The sequence below is a fragment of the Blastopirellula marina genome, assembly GCF_002967715.1.
GTDB lineage: Bacteria > Planctomycetota > Planctomycetia > Pirellulales > Pirellulaceae > Bremerella > Bremerella marina_B.
Genome location: NZ_PUIA01000064.1, coordinates 57,433 through 78,065, shown reverse-complemented (window position 1 = coordinate 78,065; position 20,633 = coordinate 57,433). Strand labels below are relative to the sequence as shown.

At 54.2% G+C, this 20,633-nt stretch carries 16 protein-coding genes; 11 read left to right on the top strand and 5 right to left on the bottom strand.

From position 1 onward, the window contains the following. Positions 1-358: 358 nt before the first annotated feature. From C5Y96_RS19820 to C5Y96_RS19805, 4 genes are all read right to left on the bottom strand, one after another. Positions 359-1,102 (bottom strand): alpha/beta hydrolase, encoded by a 744-nt coding sequence (locus C5Y96_RS19820; protein ID WP_146115742.1) that lies wholly within the window; start codon positions 1,100-1,102, stop codon positions 359-361. Between the two features lie 336 nt (positions 1,103-1,438). Then, positions 1,439-2,386, bottom strand: a complete 948-nt coding sequence (mdh, locus tag C5Y96_RS19815) for a malate dehydrogenase (protein WP_105356959.1) — start codon at positions 2,384-2,386, stop codon at positions 1,439-1,441. 186 nt (positions 2,387-2,572) lie between these two features. Further along, positions 2,573-4,027, bottom strand: coding sequence for a hypothetical protein (locus C5Y96_RS19810; RefSeq protein WP_105356957.1), 1,455 nt, complete (start codon positions 4,025-4,027; stop codon positions 2,573-2,575). Continuing rightward, positions 4,008-5,123 carry a hypothetical protein gene (locus tag C5Y96_RS19805; RefSeq protein WP_146115741.1) on the bottom strand — a complete coding sequence of 372 codons (1,116 nt, stop codon included), beginning with the start codon at positions 5,121-5,123 and terminating at the stop codon, positions 4,008-4,010. Before C5Y96_RS19805 ends, C5Y96_RS19810 begins: the two co-directional genes overlap by 20 nt. Before the next feature lie 293 nt (positions 5,124-5,416). Here C5Y96_RS19805 and C5Y96_RS19800 point away from each other — a divergent pair, with 293 nt between their 5' ends. The 7 genes from C5Y96_RS19800 to C5Y96_RS19770 all read left to right on the top strand — a co-directional run bounded on the left by C5Y96_RS19800 (position 5,417) and on the right by C5Y96_RS19770 (position 14,720). Then, positions 5,417-5,983 (top strand): RNA polymerase sigma factor, encoded by a 567-nt coding sequence (locus C5Y96_RS19800; protein WP_233199029.1) that lies wholly within the window; start codon positions 5,417-5,419, stop codon positions 5,981-5,983. Positions 5,984-6,037: 54 nt separating this feature from the next. Continuing rightward, positions 6,038-8,116, top strand: a complete 2,079-nt coding sequence (locus C5Y96_RS19795; RefSeq protein WP_105356951.1) for a VWA domain-containing protein — start codon at positions 6,038-6,040, stop codon at positions 8,114-8,116. Positions 8,117-8,378: 262 nt separating this feature from the next. After that, on the top strand, positions 8,379-11,549 hold the full coding sequence (locus C5Y96_RS19790) for a tetratricopeptide repeat protein (protein ID WP_105356950.1): 3,171 nt from the start codon (positions 8,379-8,381) through the stop codon (positions 11,547-11,549). A 74-nt stretch (positions 11,550-11,623) separates the two neighbouring features. Then, entirely contained in the window at positions 11,624-12,640 is a 1,017-nt protein-coding gene (locus C5Y96_RS19785; protein WP_105356949.1) for a tetratricopeptide repeat protein, read from the top strand. A gap of 245 nt (positions 12,641-12,885) precedes the next feature. After that, entirely contained in the window at positions 12,886-13,701 is an 816-nt protein-coding gene (locus C5Y96_RS19780; protein ID WP_105356948.1) for a MotA/TolQ/ExbB proton channel family protein, read from the top strand. A gap of 45 nt (positions 13,702-13,746) precedes the next feature. Next, positions 13,747-14,199 (top strand): ExbD/TolR family protein, encoded by a 453-nt coding sequence (locus C5Y96_RS19775; protein WP_105356947.1) that lies wholly within the window; start codon positions 13,747-13,749, stop codon positions 14,197-14,199. A 17-nt stretch (positions 14,200-14,216) separates the two neighbouring features. Continuing rightward, entirely contained in the window at positions 14,217-14,720 is a 504-nt protein-coding gene (locus tag C5Y96_RS19770) for an ExbD/TolR family protein (RefSeq protein ID WP_105356946.1), read from the top strand. 35 nt (positions 14,721-14,755) lie between these two features. Here C5Y96_RS19770 and xerD read toward each other — a convergent pair whose 3' ends face one another. Continuing rightward, on the bottom strand, positions 14,756-15,697 hold the full coding sequence (gene xerD, locus C5Y96_RS19765) for a site-specific tyrosine recombinase XerD (protein WP_105356945.1): 942 nt from the start codon (positions 15,695-15,697) through the stop codon (positions 14,756-14,758). A gap of 182 nt (positions 15,698-15,879) precedes the next feature. Between xerD and galE the strand changes: the two genes are divergently transcribed. The 4 genes from galE to C5Y96_RS19745 all read left to right on the top strand — a co-directional run bounded on the left by galE (position 15,880) and on the right by C5Y96_RS19745 (position 20,632). Beyond that, positions 15,880-16,863 carry a UDP-glucose 4-epimerase GalE gene (gene galE / locus C5Y96_RS19760; RefSeq protein ID WP_105357067.1) on the top strand — a complete coding sequence of 328 codons (984 nt, stop codon included), beginning with the start codon at positions 15,880-15,882 and terminating at the stop codon, positions 16,861-16,863. Positions 16,864-16,902: 39 nt separating this feature from the next. After that, positions 16,903-18,123, top strand: a complete 1,221-nt coding sequence (locus C5Y96_RS19755) for a lysophospholipid acyltransferase family protein (RefSeq protein ID WP_105356943.1) — start codon at positions 16,903-16,905, stop codon at positions 18,121-18,123. A 79-nt stretch (positions 18,124-18,202) separates the two neighbouring features. Further along, on the top strand, positions 18,203-19,225 hold the full coding sequence (locus C5Y96_RS19750) for a 3'-5' exoribonuclease YhaM family protein (protein WP_158261328.1): 1,023 nt from the start codon (positions 18,203-18,205) through the stop codon (positions 19,223-19,225). 114 nt (positions 19,226-19,339) lie between these two features. Next, a complete protein-coding gene (locus C5Y96_RS19745) occupies positions 19,340-20,632 on the top strand; it encodes a sensor domain-containing diguanylate cyclase (protein WP_105356938.1) in 1,293 nt (430 codons plus the stop codon). Position 20,633 lies beyond the last annotated feature (1 nt).

Genomic DNA, 20,633 nt, shown 5'->3' with positions numbered 1-20,633 from the left:
ATATCGAAAACGGGAAGGTTCGCAATCAACATTCCGCGAATTCAACGAATTACAGTCGCGATTCTGCGCGAGCGCACGCAGGCGCACGGATTTTCGCGGCACAATATGTACAGAAATGCAGGGAAACGGGTCAAGACAGGATCGTTAAGATCTTTTGCCGCAGCAGATCGCCACCCATAAAGACGGCATGCCAATAGCGGATTGCCAGCATTGCCGGCATGTGAGATTTACCAGATTGCCGATAATCTTTTACGCATAAGCACTTGGCAATTTAAGCGTCTTTCCAACGAAAAACCCTCGCCAAGGCGAGGGTTTTTCAGCGCTTACACGGAAGGTCTAACGCTAACTCCGGGAAGCGTTATTTCAAAACCTGGCCCATGACCCAGCCGTTCATATCTTCCAGCATGTCGGTCATGATGCCATCGCCGCAGAGATATTCGCGAACGTCCATTTTGAGGCCGGCGCTGTGCCCCAGACGAATATCACTGCAAAGCTGCTGTTCGGTGTAGTAAGTGCTTTCATGGCAGTGCATCAACAGAATCGGCAACTGTTCGCACAGTCCGAGATTTCGCAGCGGGGCATATCCACTGGGAAAAGGGCCGTTGATGGAGATGACGCCTGCGTAATCACTTGGATTTTGCAGGGCCAACCGCAGAGCCATCGTCGCTCCATCCTGGTAGCCGGCCAGGAAGATACGGCGGCGATGAATATTGAACTGGTCTGATGCCGACTCGATCGCCATTTCTACGCGACGCGAGGCAAACTCGATGTTGGCTTCGTCTTGCGACCAATAGTAGCTGGCAAATTGGCTACCTGTGTCCCGCGTGTGACGACGAGTACCACGAGGACCAACCGCAACAAAATTGCGAGTGCTGGTCAGCGGCATAATACGCCGCAATTGGGACTCGTTATCGAACGCTCCGTGCAGCCAGACGATTAGCGGATACGCATAGCCTGGCTCGTAGTGTAGCGGAGTGAACAATTCCAGCGGACAGCTTTGGCTTGAATCTCGCCGAATGCGGAATTCGTAAACCTTGCTTTGCTGAACGCTAAGATTGGACGAATGGGCCGTTGGAAGCGCTGGCGTGTCTAAACGTTTCATGAAGACGTTCTGCAGACTCTCGGTGTTGGTTGTTCGGAGAGCGAAGCCCAAATGTGGCGATGTTCGCCAAATGGGTCAAGATCAGCCTCACCATCTTTTTGACGGATCAACTTCGCTTTGGTAATGCCAACGCTGAGAAATCGTTTTCTAGCGTCCTGCGCGACTTCCTTGTCGCCTCGTTGGAACAAGCATTGAAACACGAATGACCAAGGGAAACAATCTTGCTAGCGAGACCGACATTCCTGAAAATTTCTTGGCAAATCTCATGGCCCAAGAAATGCATGGGCCGTGATTTGCCACTCGCTTGGCTTGTTTCCTTAGCCGGAAAACCTTTGCTTACGAAGCTAAAAGTTTGTCCATCGCCTCGACCAATCCCTTGACCGCGTCGACACTCTTTTGGAAGTCCGATTTTTCCTGTTCGGTCAGTTCGAGCTCGACAACTTTCTCGACGCCATCGGAACCCAAGATAACCGGCACGCCGACATAGTAACCACCCACGCCGTATTCCTTATCGCAGTAAGCAGCACAAGGAATCAGACGCTTCTTGTCGCGGACAATCGCTTCGACCATCTGAGCAGTCGCGGCAGCTGGTGCGTAGTAAGCACTACCGGTTTTGAGCAAGCCGACGATCTCGGCACCACCCTTACGGGCGCGGTCAACGATTTCTTCCAGACGCTTTTCGTCCATCAGACGCGTAACTGGAATACCGCCTACCGAAGTGCATGATGGCATGGGAACCATCGTATCGCCGTGGCCGCCCATCAGCATGGCGGAAACGTCTTCGACACTCACGCCAAGTTCCATGGCAATGAACGTGCGGTAACGGGCCGTATCCAGAACACCCGCCTGCCCCATGACGCGATTAGCAGGGAAACCGCTGACCTTCTGGGCCTGCTGAACCATGGCATCCAGCGGATTGCTGACAACGATGATCGAGCAGTTCGGGCTGGTCGCTTTAATCTGCTCGGTAACGGCGGTGACGATCTTGGCATTGGTAGCCAACAGGTCATCACGGCTCATGCCGGGCTTACGAGGAATACCAGCGGTGATGACGACAACGTCGCTATCCTTAGTGTCGGCGTAATCGGTGGTGCCAACAATGTTGCTATCGAAGCCAACGATCGGCGAGGCCTGCATCAGGTCGAGGGCCTTACCCTTGGGCATGTCTTCGGTTTGCGGAATGTCCAGCAGCACGACGTCGCCGAGTTCAGCGGCTGCACACCAGTGAGCACAAGTGGCCCCCACGTTACCGGCACCGACAATCGTGATCTTGGCTCGTTTCATGAGAAAGTTCTCCTCAAAAGCCCAGCAACCGCTGGGGTTAATGGTTGAAGACATGTCCGCAAGGTGAATTGCCTGAAGCTGTTAAGTAGCACTAGGCCGTTCTGAAGCTGAATATGGGCGCGCCGCCAGCGATTATCAAGAGGGCTTGACGGCCTAACGTCGATCTTGAAGGAGGTTCGTCACGAATTAACGCTTGCGAGACGCAGGTTTCCTGCCAAACACAAAACCGAACGCAATTCCCAGTCCAACCACGACCCCCAAAACCACCAACATGGCAAGCACAAACTGATTGGTCTCAGGATTACTGGGAGCCGCATACTTCTCGACGTTCGCGGCGATAAAAAGAGGGCTGATCTGCCGCCGGGTAAAATCTTCCTGCGACATAAACGGGGTTCGATAGGCCCAAAGCTTGAAGAACGCCCCCGTCACGGCAACCGACTGGTGCAGGTCTTCTCCTACCGACAGCCCAGGCGGCAACTCCGCCACACAAACCAACACTGGATAGTCATTAGAAAACTGCTTACGCGTCGATTCATCCCCTGCACGCTGCGAGACAATCGGATTGGCAATTGGCACGAAGACCGACAGTTCGTAGTAATGATCGACTCCCAACCGCTGCTGGATATCTTCATCGTCGACCTCAATTTTAGTAATACGACGACACAGGCCCGTGAGTCGCATAAACCTGGCACGATAATCCGCAGGGGCAACCATCAGCCCCTCTTTGGGTTCGGTCAGTAACTGAGAGACCGATAGATCTGCCAAGGCCTTTTGCTGATCGAGAGGAACGCCCCGAACAGCGGCCATCATCTGGTAGAAGGGCTCTCGCTCGAGCCCCTCGAACTTGACGCGATCCTTGACGCGGGAAAGCTCACCGATATCCATCCCCTGCTCTGCCAGGAGAACCTGGTCGGCCGTGACACCCAGATCCTGATTGGGCTCGCTTGGATGCCACGAAATCTTGGGGGTAGCAAAAACGAAGCCCTGACGTCCCTCATCTGTTTTAAATGGCTTCAAGAAAACGCCAGCACAACTAATCGGTGCACCTGCAATGTTCTTTTCAGGATTGAGCGTGACCTTCCAGGAGTGCGGAATATCTTCCACCACAATCGTGCCAAACGCTTTCCCGGTGGGCGTATCAAGCAGAGCATCCACTTCATAGTAGGCAGCCAATCCAACACTTGCGACCGCCTCCTTGGGTATCGTGATTTCGCGTACCGCTTCGACGTTGCCGGTGAGCAAGTAGATCTCCAATCGGTGCTTCTGCGGGTCTTTTTCCAGATCTTGCCAGGGGGTTTCCAGCTTCAACCAGCGAGTGATTCGGTGCGGTTGAAGACGTCGAATCCGCGTTAAAGCTCGAATAACAGCCTCCTGCTCGCCATCCTCCAGTGGCTGTCCATCCAGAAACATTTGCAGGTAACTGTCTCCGAAATCAATCAGCGCGAAGAAGTCACGGGCAGACATTTTGTCAAAGTCAGGTGCACGCTCCTCTGACTGGCTACCTTCCGCTTCCGAAGCTTCTTGCTCGGCCATCGGCGATGGCTCAGCCTCATCCTGGGCAGTCAGATAGCCACTCGCAATGAAGAGCAGCACTAGCACCAAGAGAAAATGCCGACCGGGATTATTCAGTTGTTTTGTCATCGGTTTCTTCGGACGACGAATGATTCTTCATTTGAGCCGACAAGGCACCGAGTTGATCTCGCACCGAGACCCCTACGGAGATATCGGCGGCGTTTTCTTCAAACTGTTTTCGGTTGCGATGTCGCACCAGTTTCTCGACCTGAGAGTCACGATTGCGGTTAGCCCACCAGATAAAACCAACAACACCAATCGCCCCCAGCAGCGTACAACCAATGCCGATGGCAATCTCCAGCCCTGTGATCTCACGCTGCACGGTTGCCGGTGCCTGCCAATTGACATTCTTCGCCAGCAGAAGCGGGGCGGACATCGTCCCACCCTTGGCAGCATATACCCACTTCTTGAAGTAGACGGCCTGCAGGGATGCCGTTTCGTGAATTTCGTTACCTACCGGAAATCCTTCCGGCAGGTCCATACTGTAGATCACAATCGGAGAGTTGTCCCCTCCTGAAAAGACCCACAACTGCCATAAATTACCAGCCCGCTCGTCGAGCGGATTGGGAGGAAGCTTGACACACCGCCGAATGGTTCCCTGAATGGTTACCAGCTTGCCGCGATAAAGCTTCGACTGCTGAAATAATTGCCCAAACTGGACCAGTGGAGCATGTTTTGCCGATAACTCCTGGGCATTCGCCTCACGCATATTATCGAAGACCTGAGACCAGGCTTCAAAGTCCGAGGCGCGAAACGGGCTACTATCCTCTACCAAAGCCAAAGCCTCTGGTGTTGCCCAGATCTTGTCGTGCCCCTGCCCTGCCTCCCCGTTGTGATTGCCTCCCAAGGTGTAGGGAGTTGCTGGAGGGCGATTCCCTACAACACGAAACTCCCCTTCAGTACCGTTATCACTGGCGACGGCCTTGCGGGGGACCTCGATCTGATTTTGGGCGATGCGAGCCGGGTCTTCCGTCGAGCCCTCTTCGGCTGCCTGATCCGGAGCAATCCAACGCCAGGTTTCCGGATCGGCGGCTCGTATCATGAGCACGACCACCAGCCCCAACGAGCCGACCAGCATCATCAGGCGTAACTGCTCACCTCGCGCAAAGTAATTTCGCGGAGGCTTTCGACCAGATTTCGATGATTCAGGAGTAGTTTGGGACATGTCTCAAATTATACGCGATATGTGAATCACCCCAGTGAACTACGGCCAAACACGTTCAATCGAGCGATTGTGTACCACCTTCCTGGCCGAATCATGCAGTCAGAAGGGTACACCCCTTAAATCTAGGTTTAATAAAGAGATACAGCAACACGGCAAAAACCCTGGCCGCATTCGGCACCCGACTCGCGCCGGTGCTGAACTCTATGGTATCATGGGTTTTATCTCGAAATCCGCTCCTCTTTCTGGGAATAATTCAATTCGTTGCCTACGAATGCTTAGTTAGGAGGAGTTGATTGACAGCCTCTGCTTGGCTTCGCCCTGGCAGGAATCGTTCATTCAGTTCTTCCCTGGAGTTTGCGTTGGCTCTTTCCGCCGAGCAGTTTCACCGATTGGTCGACCAGCATGGTCCGACGCTTTATCGCGTTGCCTATCGCCTGATGGGTAATCGCCATGATGCCGAGGATGTTGTGCAGGATGCATTCCGATCGGTTTGGGACAGCCGCGATCGATTCGACGCTGAAAAGGGGGAGCGTGCCTGGCTGATTGCCATTCTTCGACGTCGTGTCGTCGACCGATGGCGTCGCAAAAAACAGCCCATGCCTCTTTCCGATCACGACGAGTCCACGCCAGAATTGGTTGCACCCGCTGAACCGGAACAAGGATTCAGCGACGAAATGCAGGCTGCACTACAGTGCCTTTCAGAGGAACTTCGCGAGGCAATTCTGCTGGTGGTGGTTGGTGAACTGACGCACCAGGAGGCCGCGGACCTGCTGAACGTACCACTAGGGACAGTCCTTTCCCGTGTGAGTCGTGCTCGCAAGAAACTTCATCTAGAATTATCCACTCGCCTGTCGCCCTGACCATTCAGCACGACAGTACCCTCAACAACCGTTAACTCGCTAACCAGCATTACCGTGAATTCTTCTGACCACGATCGCGAACTTGACCGACAACTGCGAGAGGTTGCTCTGCCAACCGATCTCGTTGCCCGGCTCAAGTGCATTCCTGAAGCTGCTGAAATTGACGCAGCCCTCGATCGTGAATTGTCGGCGGTAGAAATTCCGGCTGGTCTTGCCGAGCAACTGCACGATATTGCGGCTTCGTCGACGCTAGTTACACGTAATGTTCGCGAGCGGAGTGCCGCCAGTCGTCGACCAGCTTCGCGTTGGATCGCAGCAGTTTGGGCAGTCGCAGCCTCGCTGCTGGTCGTACTGGGTATCGGATCGCTTTGGCAAATCAACACGAAATCAAACGTTGCCAAGAACGACCCCGTATCGGTCATCCCTGGCCCTGCCAGCCCGTCAGAGACATCCCTGGCACTTGACTGGCTTGGCCCAACTGGGGCCGAAATCGAAGCCTTGGCCCGACTGCCTGAATCAAGTCCCTTGGCCAACCGACAATCGTTCTCGCCAGTGATCATCACAGAAGCATCGATGCCTGAGACGCAAGTCGTGCAAACGGATGCCCCGCGAATTAAGTCCCTCTCGGAAGAGTTGCCCGAAGACCTTCTCGCCAACACGTTTCTCATGCGTTGGCAGCCGCTGGGTGCTAATCCGATGATCGATTCGACGCACAAACGCCCTCAATTGGTTTTGCCACCAGCGAACACGGTTTCTTATTTCCCAGAGTCCCAAGCCTATGATCGAGAATTCCTACTACGGGAGTCTTCGCATCCATTTGCTTCTCCACAGCATCCTTCGATGCGAGCAACAAACGTTCCGGTAATGGGATCCCAGAAGAGCTTCGAGAATTGCTTCTTCTCCGAGAATCCCCTTTCACCTGAGCTACTGGAAAACGCCCGTACAGAAGAATGGCTCGCCGCGACCGGTAAGTTCTACGTCCCTGCTCAACCTCACCAGATCGAACTTCGCACGGCAGCCGGCCCGGCGGTATTCGCTGGTGCAGGGACACAACTGCTTGAAATTGGAATCGTCGCTGGTGCCGTCGATCCAGAGGACCGTGCCCCCGTCCACCTCACCATCGCGGTTACGCCGCCCGAATCCAAGCAACATGCCCAGCAAACATGGCTCCCACTCAAGATTGCCTTGCGGGAAATGATCGAACAGCTCAGGCCGCATGACAGCGTGACCCTGGTCGTCATGTCCGACATTCCCTATGTCTTGATCGACGATGCGACCAGCGAGCATCGCGACGAATGGTTTGCCGCACTTGATCAGATTCACGTAGGCAGCCCATCGAATCTAGCCGAAGGAATTCGATTCGCCGCGGCGACCTCGCTAACCAAAGCTGGGTTCGGCGATATGCGTCGCTCCTTGATGGTGCTCTCGGATCGTTTTCCGGCACTCGACGCATCCACCAACGAACAACTTCGTCCATTGATCGAGAACGCCTCGCAGCAAGGCATTACGTTCAGTTGGGTTCAACTCGAGGACGATAATTTTGCGTCGCTCGTTCCCGCACCGCCCGCATTTCAGGGGATGGGGGATTGGGTAGTGACCAATTCACTGCAACGACTCGGCCGCCTTCTGAACCAGCAAATTCATGGGATATCGACCCTCGTTGGTACAAATCCGAATGTGCGAGTCAACTGGAACGAGAAGTCAGTCGCCCAGTATCGACTGATTGGCTATCAACCGATGGGTGGTCATTTTGTATCCACCTCGGAAACACGCGAATTGCACGCCCTCGAAAGTGGCACGCTTTTGTTTGAATTGATTCTGCCTGAGGATGGTCCCAATGACATCGCGACCATCGAATTGACCTGGAACGATCCCCAAGGGAAAAAGCATAAGTCCGAGCAGAAAGTAAGCCGCCTGCAGTTTGCCTCGTCTTGGCAGGCGTCTTCCTTATCGTTGCAAGTGGCGCAACTCACCCAGCAATCGCTGGCTTTGCATCAGAATACGTACTTTTCACGACGTCGTGGTAACACGATCGATGAGTTAGATAACTGGACTTCCTCACTAAATCCTGCAATTGGTCAACACGCGAGCTATCCTCGATTGGAAGTCCTGTTGCCGACACTGCTTGATTAGGTCAGGATGTGAGTTCAACCGAATACGGCCCAACCATGAAAAGTGTGTTTGAGTCGATCATTTGACAAAAGGAACAGCACCTCCTCCCCCATCTCTTCTTGAGAACATCCGTTCGAACGTGGCCAAGTAAGGCTTACATTGTAACTGGATGTGGACAATCAGCCTTTTCGCCTTCACAATCGAGCTTGCCTGTCGGCACCGGTTATCACCGAGAAGTCTTCGTTCGGGTAGAGGTTTCGCCTTGTCTTTGAGGATAGAATCAATGCGGATTACCAAGCAGATTTTGCTCGCTACCGGCCTTCTTCTGGCGTTCTCGTCGGTGACGACGGCCAAGGAGCCGTTCGACGAATTCTTTAATGGGCTGTTGCAACGCGGGTACCAGGAACAAGCGATCTGGTACATCGAGTCAATGGCCAATAACCCAGGGCTTTCGGACGAAGTCAAGAAGACGCTCGACTACCGCAAGGCACTTGCCCAAATCGAATCGGCTCGCCGCAGTCCGAACCTGGACTCGCGCGAAGAGCTGCTCGTTGCCGCCGGCGACAACCTGGGCAAGTTCCTGAAAGCCAATCCGCAAAGCGATCGCGTCATCGATGCGACGATCCAGCGCGGGAACGTTCTGTCTGATCAGGCCCGTCTGGCCGAAGCCCGCGCACGCCGCGAGGAAAAGCCCGCCGACAAGAAGCCTTATCTGGATGCGGCGTACAAACGCTACGAAGAAGCACGAAAGGTCTTTGAAGATGCGAACAAGCAGATTCGCGAAGCACTGAGTGCTTTGCCGAAAGTCCTCGATCCCTCTAAGGACTCTGCCAAAATCGCGTTTCGTGATGAAATGCGAGCCTCTTACATTCAGACACAACTGCTGGCGTCGAATTGCCTTTTCGAGATGGCCAAGACCCTTCCCGATAACAATCCAGATCGCAAGAAACAACTGGAACAAGCTGCCAAAGAATTCGGCGAGACTTACAGTAAGTACAAGTCGCGACTGGCTGGTCTGTATGCTCGCTTGTACGAAGCACAAGCTCAACAGGCCCTGGGTAAATCGAAGGAAGCCATCGCCATTTACGTCGACGACCTGATGCTGCTGGGGGATCAGCCCGAGCAGTTCCGCCAGGTGAAACTCAAAGCCGCGATCGGCCTGGCAGAGATCTGGGTGAAGCAAGACGAGCAAGCAAAAGTCTTGAAGGATATCGCCCCATGGCTGGCCAGCCAACAATTGCGAGCCAACCAGGAACGGGACGAAGATTGGCTAAATATCAAGCTGATCGTCGCCAAAGCCTACAAGAAAGACGCCGATGGCCGCGACGCCAAAGATAAGGCACGAGGCGAGAATCGTCGCGAAGCGTTGAAGCTGGCAGTCGACGTTGCCAAGTACCCTAGCGAATTCCAAAAGGAAGCGTTGCAAATCCGCACGGACCTGCAAGGGGAAGATGCCGTCGCCCAGGACGAGACGGAAGCCAAAACATTCCAAGAAGCCGTCACCGCAGGTCGCGATCTGATCAATGAAGCCAATACTCAAAGCTTCGCGGTGAAGAAGATGCAGGCCGACCTGAAGGCCACCAAAGACAAAGCCACCAAAGAACAACTGACCAGCCAGATTGCAACGGACGAGAAAGTCATTCAAGACACGTTCAGCAAGGCGGAAAGCAAGTTCCTACAGGCCCTGCAACTGGCCGATCGAGACACGCCGTCCGACGAAGTGAACGGGGTGCAGTATTTCCTTTCCTTCCTGGGTTTCCAGGATGGCGATTACTGGCAGACTTATGCCCGGGCTTCGTTCGTCGCTCAGCGTTATCCGAATAGTCCTAGCGCCAAACCATGCTCTAAAATGGCCCTGGCGTGTGCCCTGCGTTTGTTTGAGGAAGCCCCGGCCGACAATCGCTCGTTTGAGCTTGGTTTGGTTCAAGACACGACCGACTTCATGGTCAAAACCTGGCCCGACTCGGAAGAAGCAGGGCAGGCATTGTTGGCCTTGATTGGATTCCAACTGCAACAGGCAAGTTCAAAAGAGCTTTCCTGGGAACAGCAAAAGGCCATGCTGGAAGCTGCCGAGAGTTCGGTCGCCAAGATTGGTGACGGAACGGCCGCGAAAGCGGATGCCCAATTGAAAGTGGGTCAAACGTACTGGAATCTTTTCCTCCGCGGTAACGCACTGCGCCGCGAAGCTAAAGACAACCCAGAAGCCAAGGGCGTCCCCACCGAAGAACAACTTGCCGCCATCAAAGACAAGACTCAAAGTGTTCTCTCGGCTGGTGTCGACTCGTACCAGGGAGACGATCCAGACTACAGCTACGTTCTGGGGGCCTTGTCCCTGATCCAGGTTTACACCGACATCGGCGAACCTGATAAAGCGGTGCAGCTATTGGAAAAGAAAGACGTCGGCTTGATGAAGCTGGTCGAAAGCAAGAACCCTGCTGCCACGCGACCAGGCATCGATCAACTGATCTACAAGGCTGCCGTCCGAGCCTATATCTCGGCACTTCCCAATACGACCGACGCCTCGAAAACAGAAGCGTTAATGGCCAACGCCGAGAAAGCCATGGCCCAGCTTAAAAGCCTGGTCGGCAACGACGCTGAAGGGCAAAAGCAATTGGTGGCGATCTACATCTCGCTGGCCAATGACTTGAAGACCCAACTTGATAATGCGAACCCGGCATCGAAAGTAGCTTTGGCTGGAGCGTTCGAGAAGTTTCTGAACCGCGTCGCCGAGTCGAGTTCGGAACCCAACGTGCTGAACTGGGTTGGCGAAACGTTCTACAACCTGGGACAGAGCTTCTCGGAAGATCCAAGCTTCAATGGAGATACCAAGAGCTTCTACAACAAGGCTATTGCCGCCTATCAGCAGATTATCAACCAGGCAGGCGGAAGCTCTCTGAACCCTGCCCTTGTTCAACAAGTCCGCGTACGGATCGCCATGGCTCAGCGCGAAATCGGCGAATACGAACAAGCCATCGCTACCTTCACGGAAGTGTTGAAGGAAAAGAACATGATGGTCAACGTCCAAGTCGAAGCTGCCAAGACCTACTACATGTGGGGACTCAATGGTGGCGATCCGAAGACGTTCTATGAATCGCTCATGGGTGCTGAACGTAACCCTGAAACCAAGCAGAACCTGATCTGGGGTTGGGGGCGTTTGCAATCGATCCTCGCACGCTATGCCCAGGCGGACGCGGAACCTTCGCCGTTCAAAGATACGTTCTTTGAAAGTCGTTACTACCTGGCAGCCTGCCGCTACGAATTCGCTTTGTCTCAATCGGACAAAACCAAGAAAGATCAGTACCTGGCCGCTGCCGCCAAGGATATTACCTCAACCCAATCGTTTGATCCCAGCTTGGGAGGCGATGAGTGGTTCCAGAAGTTCGATATGCTGATGCGAAAGATTCAAAAGGACCTGACCGGTGAGGCGAAAGGCCTGGAGAAGTCTAAATCTTAGGCAACTCGTAAGTCAGGATCTCTTTTCCCAAACTATTCCCGTAAATGATCGATCTATTCGAGGAGTGATAAACAATGCGTCAGATTCTCTTACAAGCCGTCACCATGGCGTTGGTCGCCGGTGGACCGCTGCTGGCCGATTCGGTTCGCACCGAAAGCGGCGCTCAAACGGGCACCATTGTTGGCGCAACCAAAGATGCCGTCCAACTGAGTAAGGGTGGCTCCAACGTCGAGATTCCTACCAACGAGATCGTGGAAATCGCTCTCGACGCGGAACCATTCGACGTCAAGACAGCCCGTCGCATGGTTCAGAACGGTCAGTTCGCCGACGCTATCGAAAAACTGCAAGGCGTTGACGGGGGCAATAACGAACTCGTCAAACAGGAAATCGATTTCCTACGTGCTTACTCGATGGGGAAACTAGCCCTGGCTGGTTCCGGTGATCGTGCGAAAGCGGCACAGGCACTGCTGGGCTTTGCAACGAGTTCGTCCAACAGCTTCCACTTTTACGACGTTGCCCGAATGCTGGGCGACCTGGCTGTCAGCGGCGGCGATTACGCTTCAGCCGCTAAGTACTACGGTGGCTTGAAAACGGCTCCTTGGCCTGACTACCGCATGTCCGCCCAGGTCCTCGCCGGCCGTGCTTTGTTGGCCCAAGACAAAACAGCCGAAGCCATTGCCAACTTCGACGAAGTGATGGCCGCAAACGCGACTGTCTCAGGTGCTGCCCGCCAGAAGAGCTTTGCTGCCGTCGGCAAGGCCAAAGCCTTGGCTGCCAGCGGAAAGCCTGCCGAAGGGATCACGCTCGCCCAGAAAGTGGTCGACAATGCCGACCCGGATGACAAAGAGTTGTTCGGTCGCGCGTACAACGCACTGGGGCTATGCCACCTGAAGCAAAACAACCCTAAGGAAGCATTGTTGGCCTACCTGCACACCGACATTCTTTTCTACACCGACCCGGAAATCCACGCGGAAGCGTTGTATTACCTGACCACTATCTGGAAAGATTTGAACGATCCAGACCAGTCGACCGACGCCCGAAATCTGCTCAATGACCGCTACCCAGGTAGCATTTGGGCTAATCGGCAATAATTCGCCCAGGCTGGTACGATTAAAAAGGGGAGTTTGCCCAAAAAGGTAGGCAAACTCTCGCTGCAGATGCTTTTCGAGGGGAAATGACCCAACTAGAATACGAGTCCACCTCGTCGATATTCCCATCGAAATCCGACCATCCTTAACCCTTTTCCTGGGTACAAGTTTCGGTCGAATACGTTTCTCATAGCTTAACCTAACCACCAAGACATAGCTCAGATATTCGCCAAAGTCTGGAGAACCCAATGTTGCGTCGATCTCATGCGTATTCCTTGTCCCTCTGCGTGGCTTCCGTGGCCCTGATGTTGGGTATTTTTCTAACGAGCCAGGCGGTCACGGCTCAAGATGCTGCTGCCGACGCCGAGCCTGCCGCTGCTGAACCAGCTGCCCCCGCTGCAGGCAACGATGGTGCTGCCAACGAAGCACCGGCCGAAGCCCCCAAATCGGTTTTCGAGTGGGTTTACAACGCACTAAGCTATTACTTCTGGATCTTCATGGTCATTTCGATCGTGTTTGTCGCTCTTCTGGTAATGAACATTATGAATGCCCGCCGCGAAAACGTCGTTCCGCTGACGCTGGTGGAGAGCTTCGAGGCTTGCCTGGAAGAAAACCAGGTCCAAGAAGCTTACGACATGGCCAAGGAAGATGAATCGTTCCTCGGCAAGGTTCTTTCGGCCGGCCTGGAAAAGGTCTCGCTTGGCTACGACAAAGCCATTGAAGCGATGCAGGAAGTGGGCGAAGAAGAAAACATGAAGCTCGATCACCGCCTGAGCTACTTGGCTTTGATCGGTTCGCTCAGCCCCATGATTGGCTTGTTCGGTACGGTCGACGGTATGATCCAATCCTTTAGCGTGATCGCCCGTAGCGGTGGTACGCCAGACCCATCGAAGCTGGCCGACGGTATTTCGACCGCTCTGTTCACCACGCTCGTCGGTTTGGCGTTGGCCATTCCCGCGATTGCCGCCTACAACATCCTTCGCAACCGAGTGGATCGCCTGGCACTGGAAGTTGGTATCACCAGCGAAGGCCTGATGAGCCGTTTCCAAAACGTCGGCAAGTAAGCTCCCCTCAATCCGTGTGATCTCTTTCGCGAAAAGATGTAGCTAATGAAGATCAAGAAGAAAAAGCGGGAGATGCTTGAAGGGGACCTTACCCCAATGATCGACATGACGTTTCAGTTGATCGCATTCTTTATGGTGCTGATCAACTTTACCCAGGCCGATCAGAACAAGAAGATTCAGCTTCCGCAGAGTGAACTGGCAAAGCCGCCTGAAATTCCGTTTGAAAACGCAATTACGCTGCAAATGTATCAAGACGGCTTGGCTTACTTCGACGGCAATGACTACACGTTCGATGCCCTGCGACAACGCTTGGTGGTCGAAAAGCAAATTGCAGACGACTTCAAAACTGATGCCGGTGGTGCCAAAGGCGTTACCGTCATCATTCGTGGTGACGGTCGCGTAGCCACGGGCAAAGTCCAAGAGATGATCAAGCTTTGTCAGGACGTCGGATTTGAAAAGTTCGCCCTCAGGGCTAAAGAAGAAGCTCCCAACAACTAAGAGTTACGGTTAGGTTCATGAAACTTCGCAAGAACGAAGTCCACGGACGAGAAAAGATCGAAGTGCCGATGACACCGATGATTGACATCGTGTTTCAGCTCCTCGTCTTTTTTATCATGACGTTCAAAATCGTCGCGATGGAAGGGGACTTCAACATCAACATGCCCCAGGCAGCCCAAGGTGCGCCTAGCACGAGCCTTCTGGTTCCGATGAAGCTGAAGCTGCGTGCCGGCCCCAATGGTGCCCTGCAATCGGTAGCGCTCGACAACACCTCCTTTAGCGGCAGTGCTCGCGAGAAGTTCGCCCAATTGCAAGATGCAATCGTAAAGCGAATTGGTGTTGAAGATGGCCCCAATTCGACCCAGGAAGAATCGGAAATCGAAATCGATGCCGATTACCAGCTTCAATACACGTACGTCATTGAAGCCATTACGGCAGTCACCGGACGCATCGACCCAAAGACAGGCGAAGTGCAGAAGTTGATCGAGAAGATCAAGTTCGCTCCTGGTGCCGGCGGTTAGTTCGCACAAACTTGCCGACTCAAACCAAGTAAAGTTCACGCTCGCGGATGAAACGCAGCGTGAACTTTTTTTAGACGCGTCTGGTCGACGTGCGTGTAGATTTGAGTCGTTGCGATGCTCGCATGCCCCAGCAGTTCTTGAACCTGCCTAAGATCGGCACCACCGGCCAGTAAGTGGGTCGCAAAGCTATGCCGTAGCGTGTGGGGGCTAACCGCAGGGTCGATTCCCGCGCGAAGAGCATACTTCTTCACCAGTTCCCAAATCGCCTCGCGTCGGAGTGGACGGCCAGTTCGTGTCAGGAAGAAGGCCGGCGAATCGAAGCCTCGGGCTGCCAAAGTGGGGCGTTCTTTTTCCAGGTATTGCTGGCAGGCGGCAATCGCCTTTTTGCCCAGGGGAACGAGACGCTGCTTGTTACCTTTACCGTGCAGTCGGCAATGCCCTTCGTTCAAGTGCACGTTCTTCACGTCGAGCCCTGCGATCTCTGAGGCTCGGCACCCGCACGCATACAAAACCTCTAAAATTGCCCGGTCTCGTCGCCAGTACGGGTCTTCACTCCAGGGGGCCGTTAAGAAATCGTCAATCTGATAGGGAGGGATCACCGAAGGGATCTTCTGCCAGAGCTTCTGGCAGCCCAGCAGTTCCGCCAAGTTGTCCTGCATGATCCCTTCCAACTGCAGGTAACGAAAAAAGACCTTCAGGGAAATGATATGCCGGGCAACCGAAGCCGGAGCCAAGTTCTGCGAGTGGAGCCAGGCCACATAATCGGAAAGCTGGGCAATGGTCAGAGTCGTAGGATTCTTGGTCCCCAACCATGTCCGAAATCGCCGTAAATCACGCGAATAAGCTTGGATCGTATTCGGCGAAAGATGGCATTCGGTGGTCAGATAGGTCACCATCGAAGCGATCAATCGTTCGGTTCGCTCCCCTTCAGGCTGGGGCAGCGGCCGTTTGAGTTTCAGTTTTAATTTTCGGGGCATCGAAGATCCCAAGCTATTTTTAGGAGAGACTATCCACCGTATAGGTGTTTTCGGCACAGGGGTGTGGTCGTTGTACGTTGCTGACGAAGATTCAGGTCGTATTGATCGTATGGACGCAATGCGACAGAATCGTGGCAACTGCGTTCCCGGCATTTTTGGCTAAGGCATTGAAGGAAAAGAAGATGCGCGTTCTTGTCACCGGCGGAGCAGGCTACATCGGTTCTCATACTGCCCGAAAACTGGCGGCCGAGGGACACAACGTCGTCGTCTACGACAACCTCTCCGCTGGCCATCGCGGCGCGGTCGGCAAGTTTCCGTTGGTGGTCGGCGACCTTCACGACAGCGAAAAGCTGACCGCCACCCTGAAAGAATACAACATAGAATCGGTGATCCACTTCGCCGCGTTCGCGCTTGTCGGCGAATCGGTCACCAACCCGGCCAAGTACTACCAGAACAACGTTATTGGTACGCTGAGCCTGCTGGATTCGATGCGAGCCGCCGACGTGCCGCGGATTGTCTTTTCCAGCACCTGTGCCACCTATGGCATTCCGGCGTCGTCCCCCATCGACGAAAGTTTCCCCCAGGCACCGGTGAATCCTTACGGTTTCACAAAACTGGCCATTGAACATGCCCTTGAGGACTATGCTCACGCCTACGGGATGGCCTTCGCGGCGCTTCGCTACTTCAACGCGGCTGGGGCCTCTCCGGAGGGGGACATCGGTGAAGATCACTCCCCCGAATCGCATCTGATCCCGTTGGTCCTGCAAGTTGCCCTGGGACAAAGAAAATCGATCAGCGTATTCGGCGACGATTACCCTACCGACGACGGGACTTGCATCCGAGACTACATCCACGTCGATGATCTGGCCGATGCTCATTTGGCGGCCATGCAGCAGATTACGGCAGACAATTGCCTGAAACTTAACCTGGGAACTGGTTGCGGTGTTAGCGTGCAAGAGATCATTCAGGCTTGCCGCGAGGTCACGGGAATGGATATTCCTGCAGAAATTGGCCCCCGACGCGAGGGAGACCCCCCTGCCCTGGTAGCCAACGCAGATAAGGCCCATAAAATTCTTAACTGGCAGCCAAAGTACATGGACGTCCGCGAAACGATTGAAACTGCCTGGCGATGGCATCAGTCGCATCCTCACGGATTCGCCCAGTAGCAATAAATGCGGCGAGTCCGAAAGGATTTCCGCGATCCTATGCAGAATATCATCATCGAAAAGCCATACCGATTCGTTCCGCCGCATCGCGGAACTCGTTGGCCTGCGTTCATCCAAAAATTCAATCTCTACGGAAAATACCTCCAACACTTTGAAGGCGTTAAGTCTTACGAAGTGCGCAACGCCGATCGCCTGAAGAAGTCGCTGGATGCCAAGCACGGCATTCTTCTCGCTCCCAATCACTGCCGCATGTCCGATCCGCTGGTGCTGGGGTTTCTTGCGAAAGAAGTCGACTGCAATCTTTATTCGATGGCCAGCTGGCACCTCTTCAATCAAGGGTGGTTCAAAGCATGGGCCATTCGCGTGATGGGGGGCTTCAGCATCTATCGCGAAGGCGTCGACCGAAAGTCCCTGGCAACCGCCGTCGATGCCATGGTCGATGCCGATCGTCCCCTGGTCGTTTTTCCCGAGGGGTCAACAACACGCACCAACGATTTCATTCATCCACTTTTGGACGGGGTCGCGTTCGTCGCACGCTCGGCCGCCAAACGTCGCATTAAGGAAGGACGCGGCGATACCGTAATCCATCCGATCGGTATCAAATATGTCTTTCAGGGAGACATCGATGCGACCGTCCGCCCTGTGTTACACGAAATTGAACAACGGCTCGGCTGGCGAACTTCCGAGGAACTTCGCCTGTTGGAACGTGTCGAACGCATGGGCGAAGGGCTCTTCTGCCTGGAAGAAATTCGTTACTCAGGGCGAGCCTACTCTGGCGACGACATGGCGACCCGCACGGCACGGTTGATCGACTGCATCCTGCATCCGCTGGAAAAGGAATGGCTGCGGGTCGAATCGACCGGCAACATTTTGCCGCGTATCAAAGCACTGCGTTCGAGAATGTTACCAGATATGATCGAGGGGAAACTTTCGCCCGAAGAACGCTCGCGTCGCTGGATGCAGTTAGAAGACATCTATGTCGCGCAGCAGATCTCATGCTACATCCCGAACTATCTGCGTGACTTCCCTAGCATCGACCGCCTGTTGGAGACGGTCGAACGATACGAAGAAGACCTGAAGGACACAACCACGGTTCACGGAACGTTAAAAGTCATCATTGATGTCGACGAACCGATTCTGGTCACCGATGAGCGGCGTCCGAAGGGAGACGAAGATCCCCTGATGACGGAGCTAAAAAACCGGCTTCAGGCCAAGATGACGCACCTCTCGAAAGCGTCAAAAATCTACGGCTCCGAGTAATTCGATTGGAATCTCCCCTCGCCCCCTCGTAAGATGGAATCTAATATCCACCATCAGGGTACAGACACGGGGGCGTTCAGTGATTCAGGTCGATCGCTTAGCCGAACTACGGCATGGCCAAGAGGCCGATTTCTTTGCTCAGCTTTTCCAGAAGGACCTTCGCCTGACACGGCAGGGACGTCCCTTCTACCTTCTTGAGTTCCGCGATCGCACTCGGAACATTGCGGCTACGATTTGGGAAGGTTCGAGCCACGAGACGGCTTGCCGCGACCAGTGGACCGTTGGGCACTTCTATAAAATCCGAGGCACGTTCCAAGAGACGATTCACGGAGGCAAGATCGAGATCAAGCTCCTGCGTCCGGTTGAACAGAGCGATCATGAAAACGGGTTCGATCCTTCGGCTTGCCAGCCGTCGTCGGATGCGGACACGCAAGAACTCTTCGATCGACTGTTAGACTTGGTCGACCAAGAGATCGACACGCCGGAACTCCATGCCCTGGTCACGACCATCCTGGAAAGTCATCGCGAGCGTATCGAAGCGTTGCCGGGCGCGTTGCATCACCACCATGCGTACGCCGGTGGATTCCTGGAACACATCTACAGCGTGACTCAAAATGTGCTCTACCTGCTGAACACCTACCGCGGTCAGCACCCTTCCCTTCGCGAACCGATTACCAGGCAGTTAACCATTGCCGGCGCATTGCTGCACGATATTGGCAAGGTATCGGAACTAGATGGTGAAGTGGCCAATACGGCTTACACGCCACACGGTGAACTCATAGGGCACATCGTCCTTGGGCGCGACATGGTACGCGATACGGCTCGCGACTTGGGAGTCGATCTTCAAACCGAGTGGCTGCTTCGGTTGGAACATCTTGTTCTTAGTCACCAAGGAACAGCCGCCAATGGTAGCCCGAAGTCACCGATGACGTGGGAGGCGAACCTGATTTACTGGGCAGATGAACTCGACGGAAACATCTTTCGCCTGGCTAAGGCCTGCCAACAGCAGGATGATGGGGCCCCCTTCGTGCCTAAGAGCAACCCGTTTGGGCGACGCATCTATCGGGGGGAATGTCCAGCGAACCCGGAAGAATCGTCATAATCGGCTGATTTTTTCTACTCCACTTTTCGACATTCATGCAGAGTAGCCTACGTTTACGTGACCCATCCAACGGTTGGTTGGTAAAGGGTATGCATATACATCGGGGCTAAGTGGATGTTTCTCTTTCTTCTATTGATGATCGCATCGAATCTGCTGATCGGGTTCTGTGCCGCAGTGCGCGTTCGTCAATTGATACAAAATCAACCGTCGATCGTAAGTGTCGAGACCGCCGAAGTCTTCCTCAACGAATTCGAAAACCATGCGGCCGCCAACCAAGACGATAAGACTTCCAAGCCCCAGCAACCGCAGCCAGAACCGGAAGAGGTCATCCCGTTCGAGTATCTTGCGGCCTTGGAAGAAGAGGCCATCGTCGCCAATAGTCTCGTCGAGGCTTCGGCTCAAGTTCTTCGGCTGGAAATAGGCAAGTATCGTGCCCGGCTAATCGAGATTGAAAACAAACTGCGTGAGACGTGGTACCAGCCAACCGAAGATGCCCTGCACGAAATTGCCGAGCAGTTGGACACCGTCAACATCGACTGGCTCGACAAACAGGCAGAAGCCTCTCAGCATCTGGATAGCAGCAAGGAAGGACTCGGAGCCTATGCCGATATTGGAAGTCGTCTCTGCGACACCTTGTTCGAGCAAACGGCTCAAATCGAAACCACGCTCAGCAACCTGCAGCAGATCGACTTCCAAGACAACCTGAACGATGTATGCCGCAAGCTGGTATTGGAAATCGCTCGCTTGATCGATCTTTGCCACGACCTGCGTGACAAGATGACCGAAACGATCGTCACGGTACTTCGTGCAGAGAAACGTCTGGGCACGGTCGATAAAGGGATGAGGCTCGACTCGCTAACCGGCCTCAAGAATCGAACGGGGCTCGAGTGTCAGATTTTCGAGTGGTGGCGAGACGATATTCGTCGCGAACGTGCGTTAAGCATAGCGACGCTCGACATCGACGAGTTTCGCAAGTTCAACGAACGCCTGGGCACGGAAGCAGGCGACAAGATCATTGCCGCGGTCGGTAAGTACCTGGCAGACTGTGTTCGGTCGGAACGTGGCTTTGAATATGCCATGCGACTGGAAGGTCAGCGTTTCGTACTCTTTTTCGGCGATGTAGGCCCTCGCGGGGCAACCAGCGCCGTCGAACGCATTCGGCAGACGATTGACGGAACGGTATTCGATTTCGATGGAGAAGAACTGGAGCTATCCGTCAGTGCTGGCGTCACGGAAGTCAAACCAGATGACACGGTTCCCAAGCTGTTCACACGAACGATCACGGCACTTCGGACAGCGAAAAAGAATGGACGCAATCGCACGTTCATCGACGAAGGATCGGGACCACAGCCCATTGATCCTCCAACCTACCAGATCCGCAACAAGGTCATCCTGGTCAATAAATAGG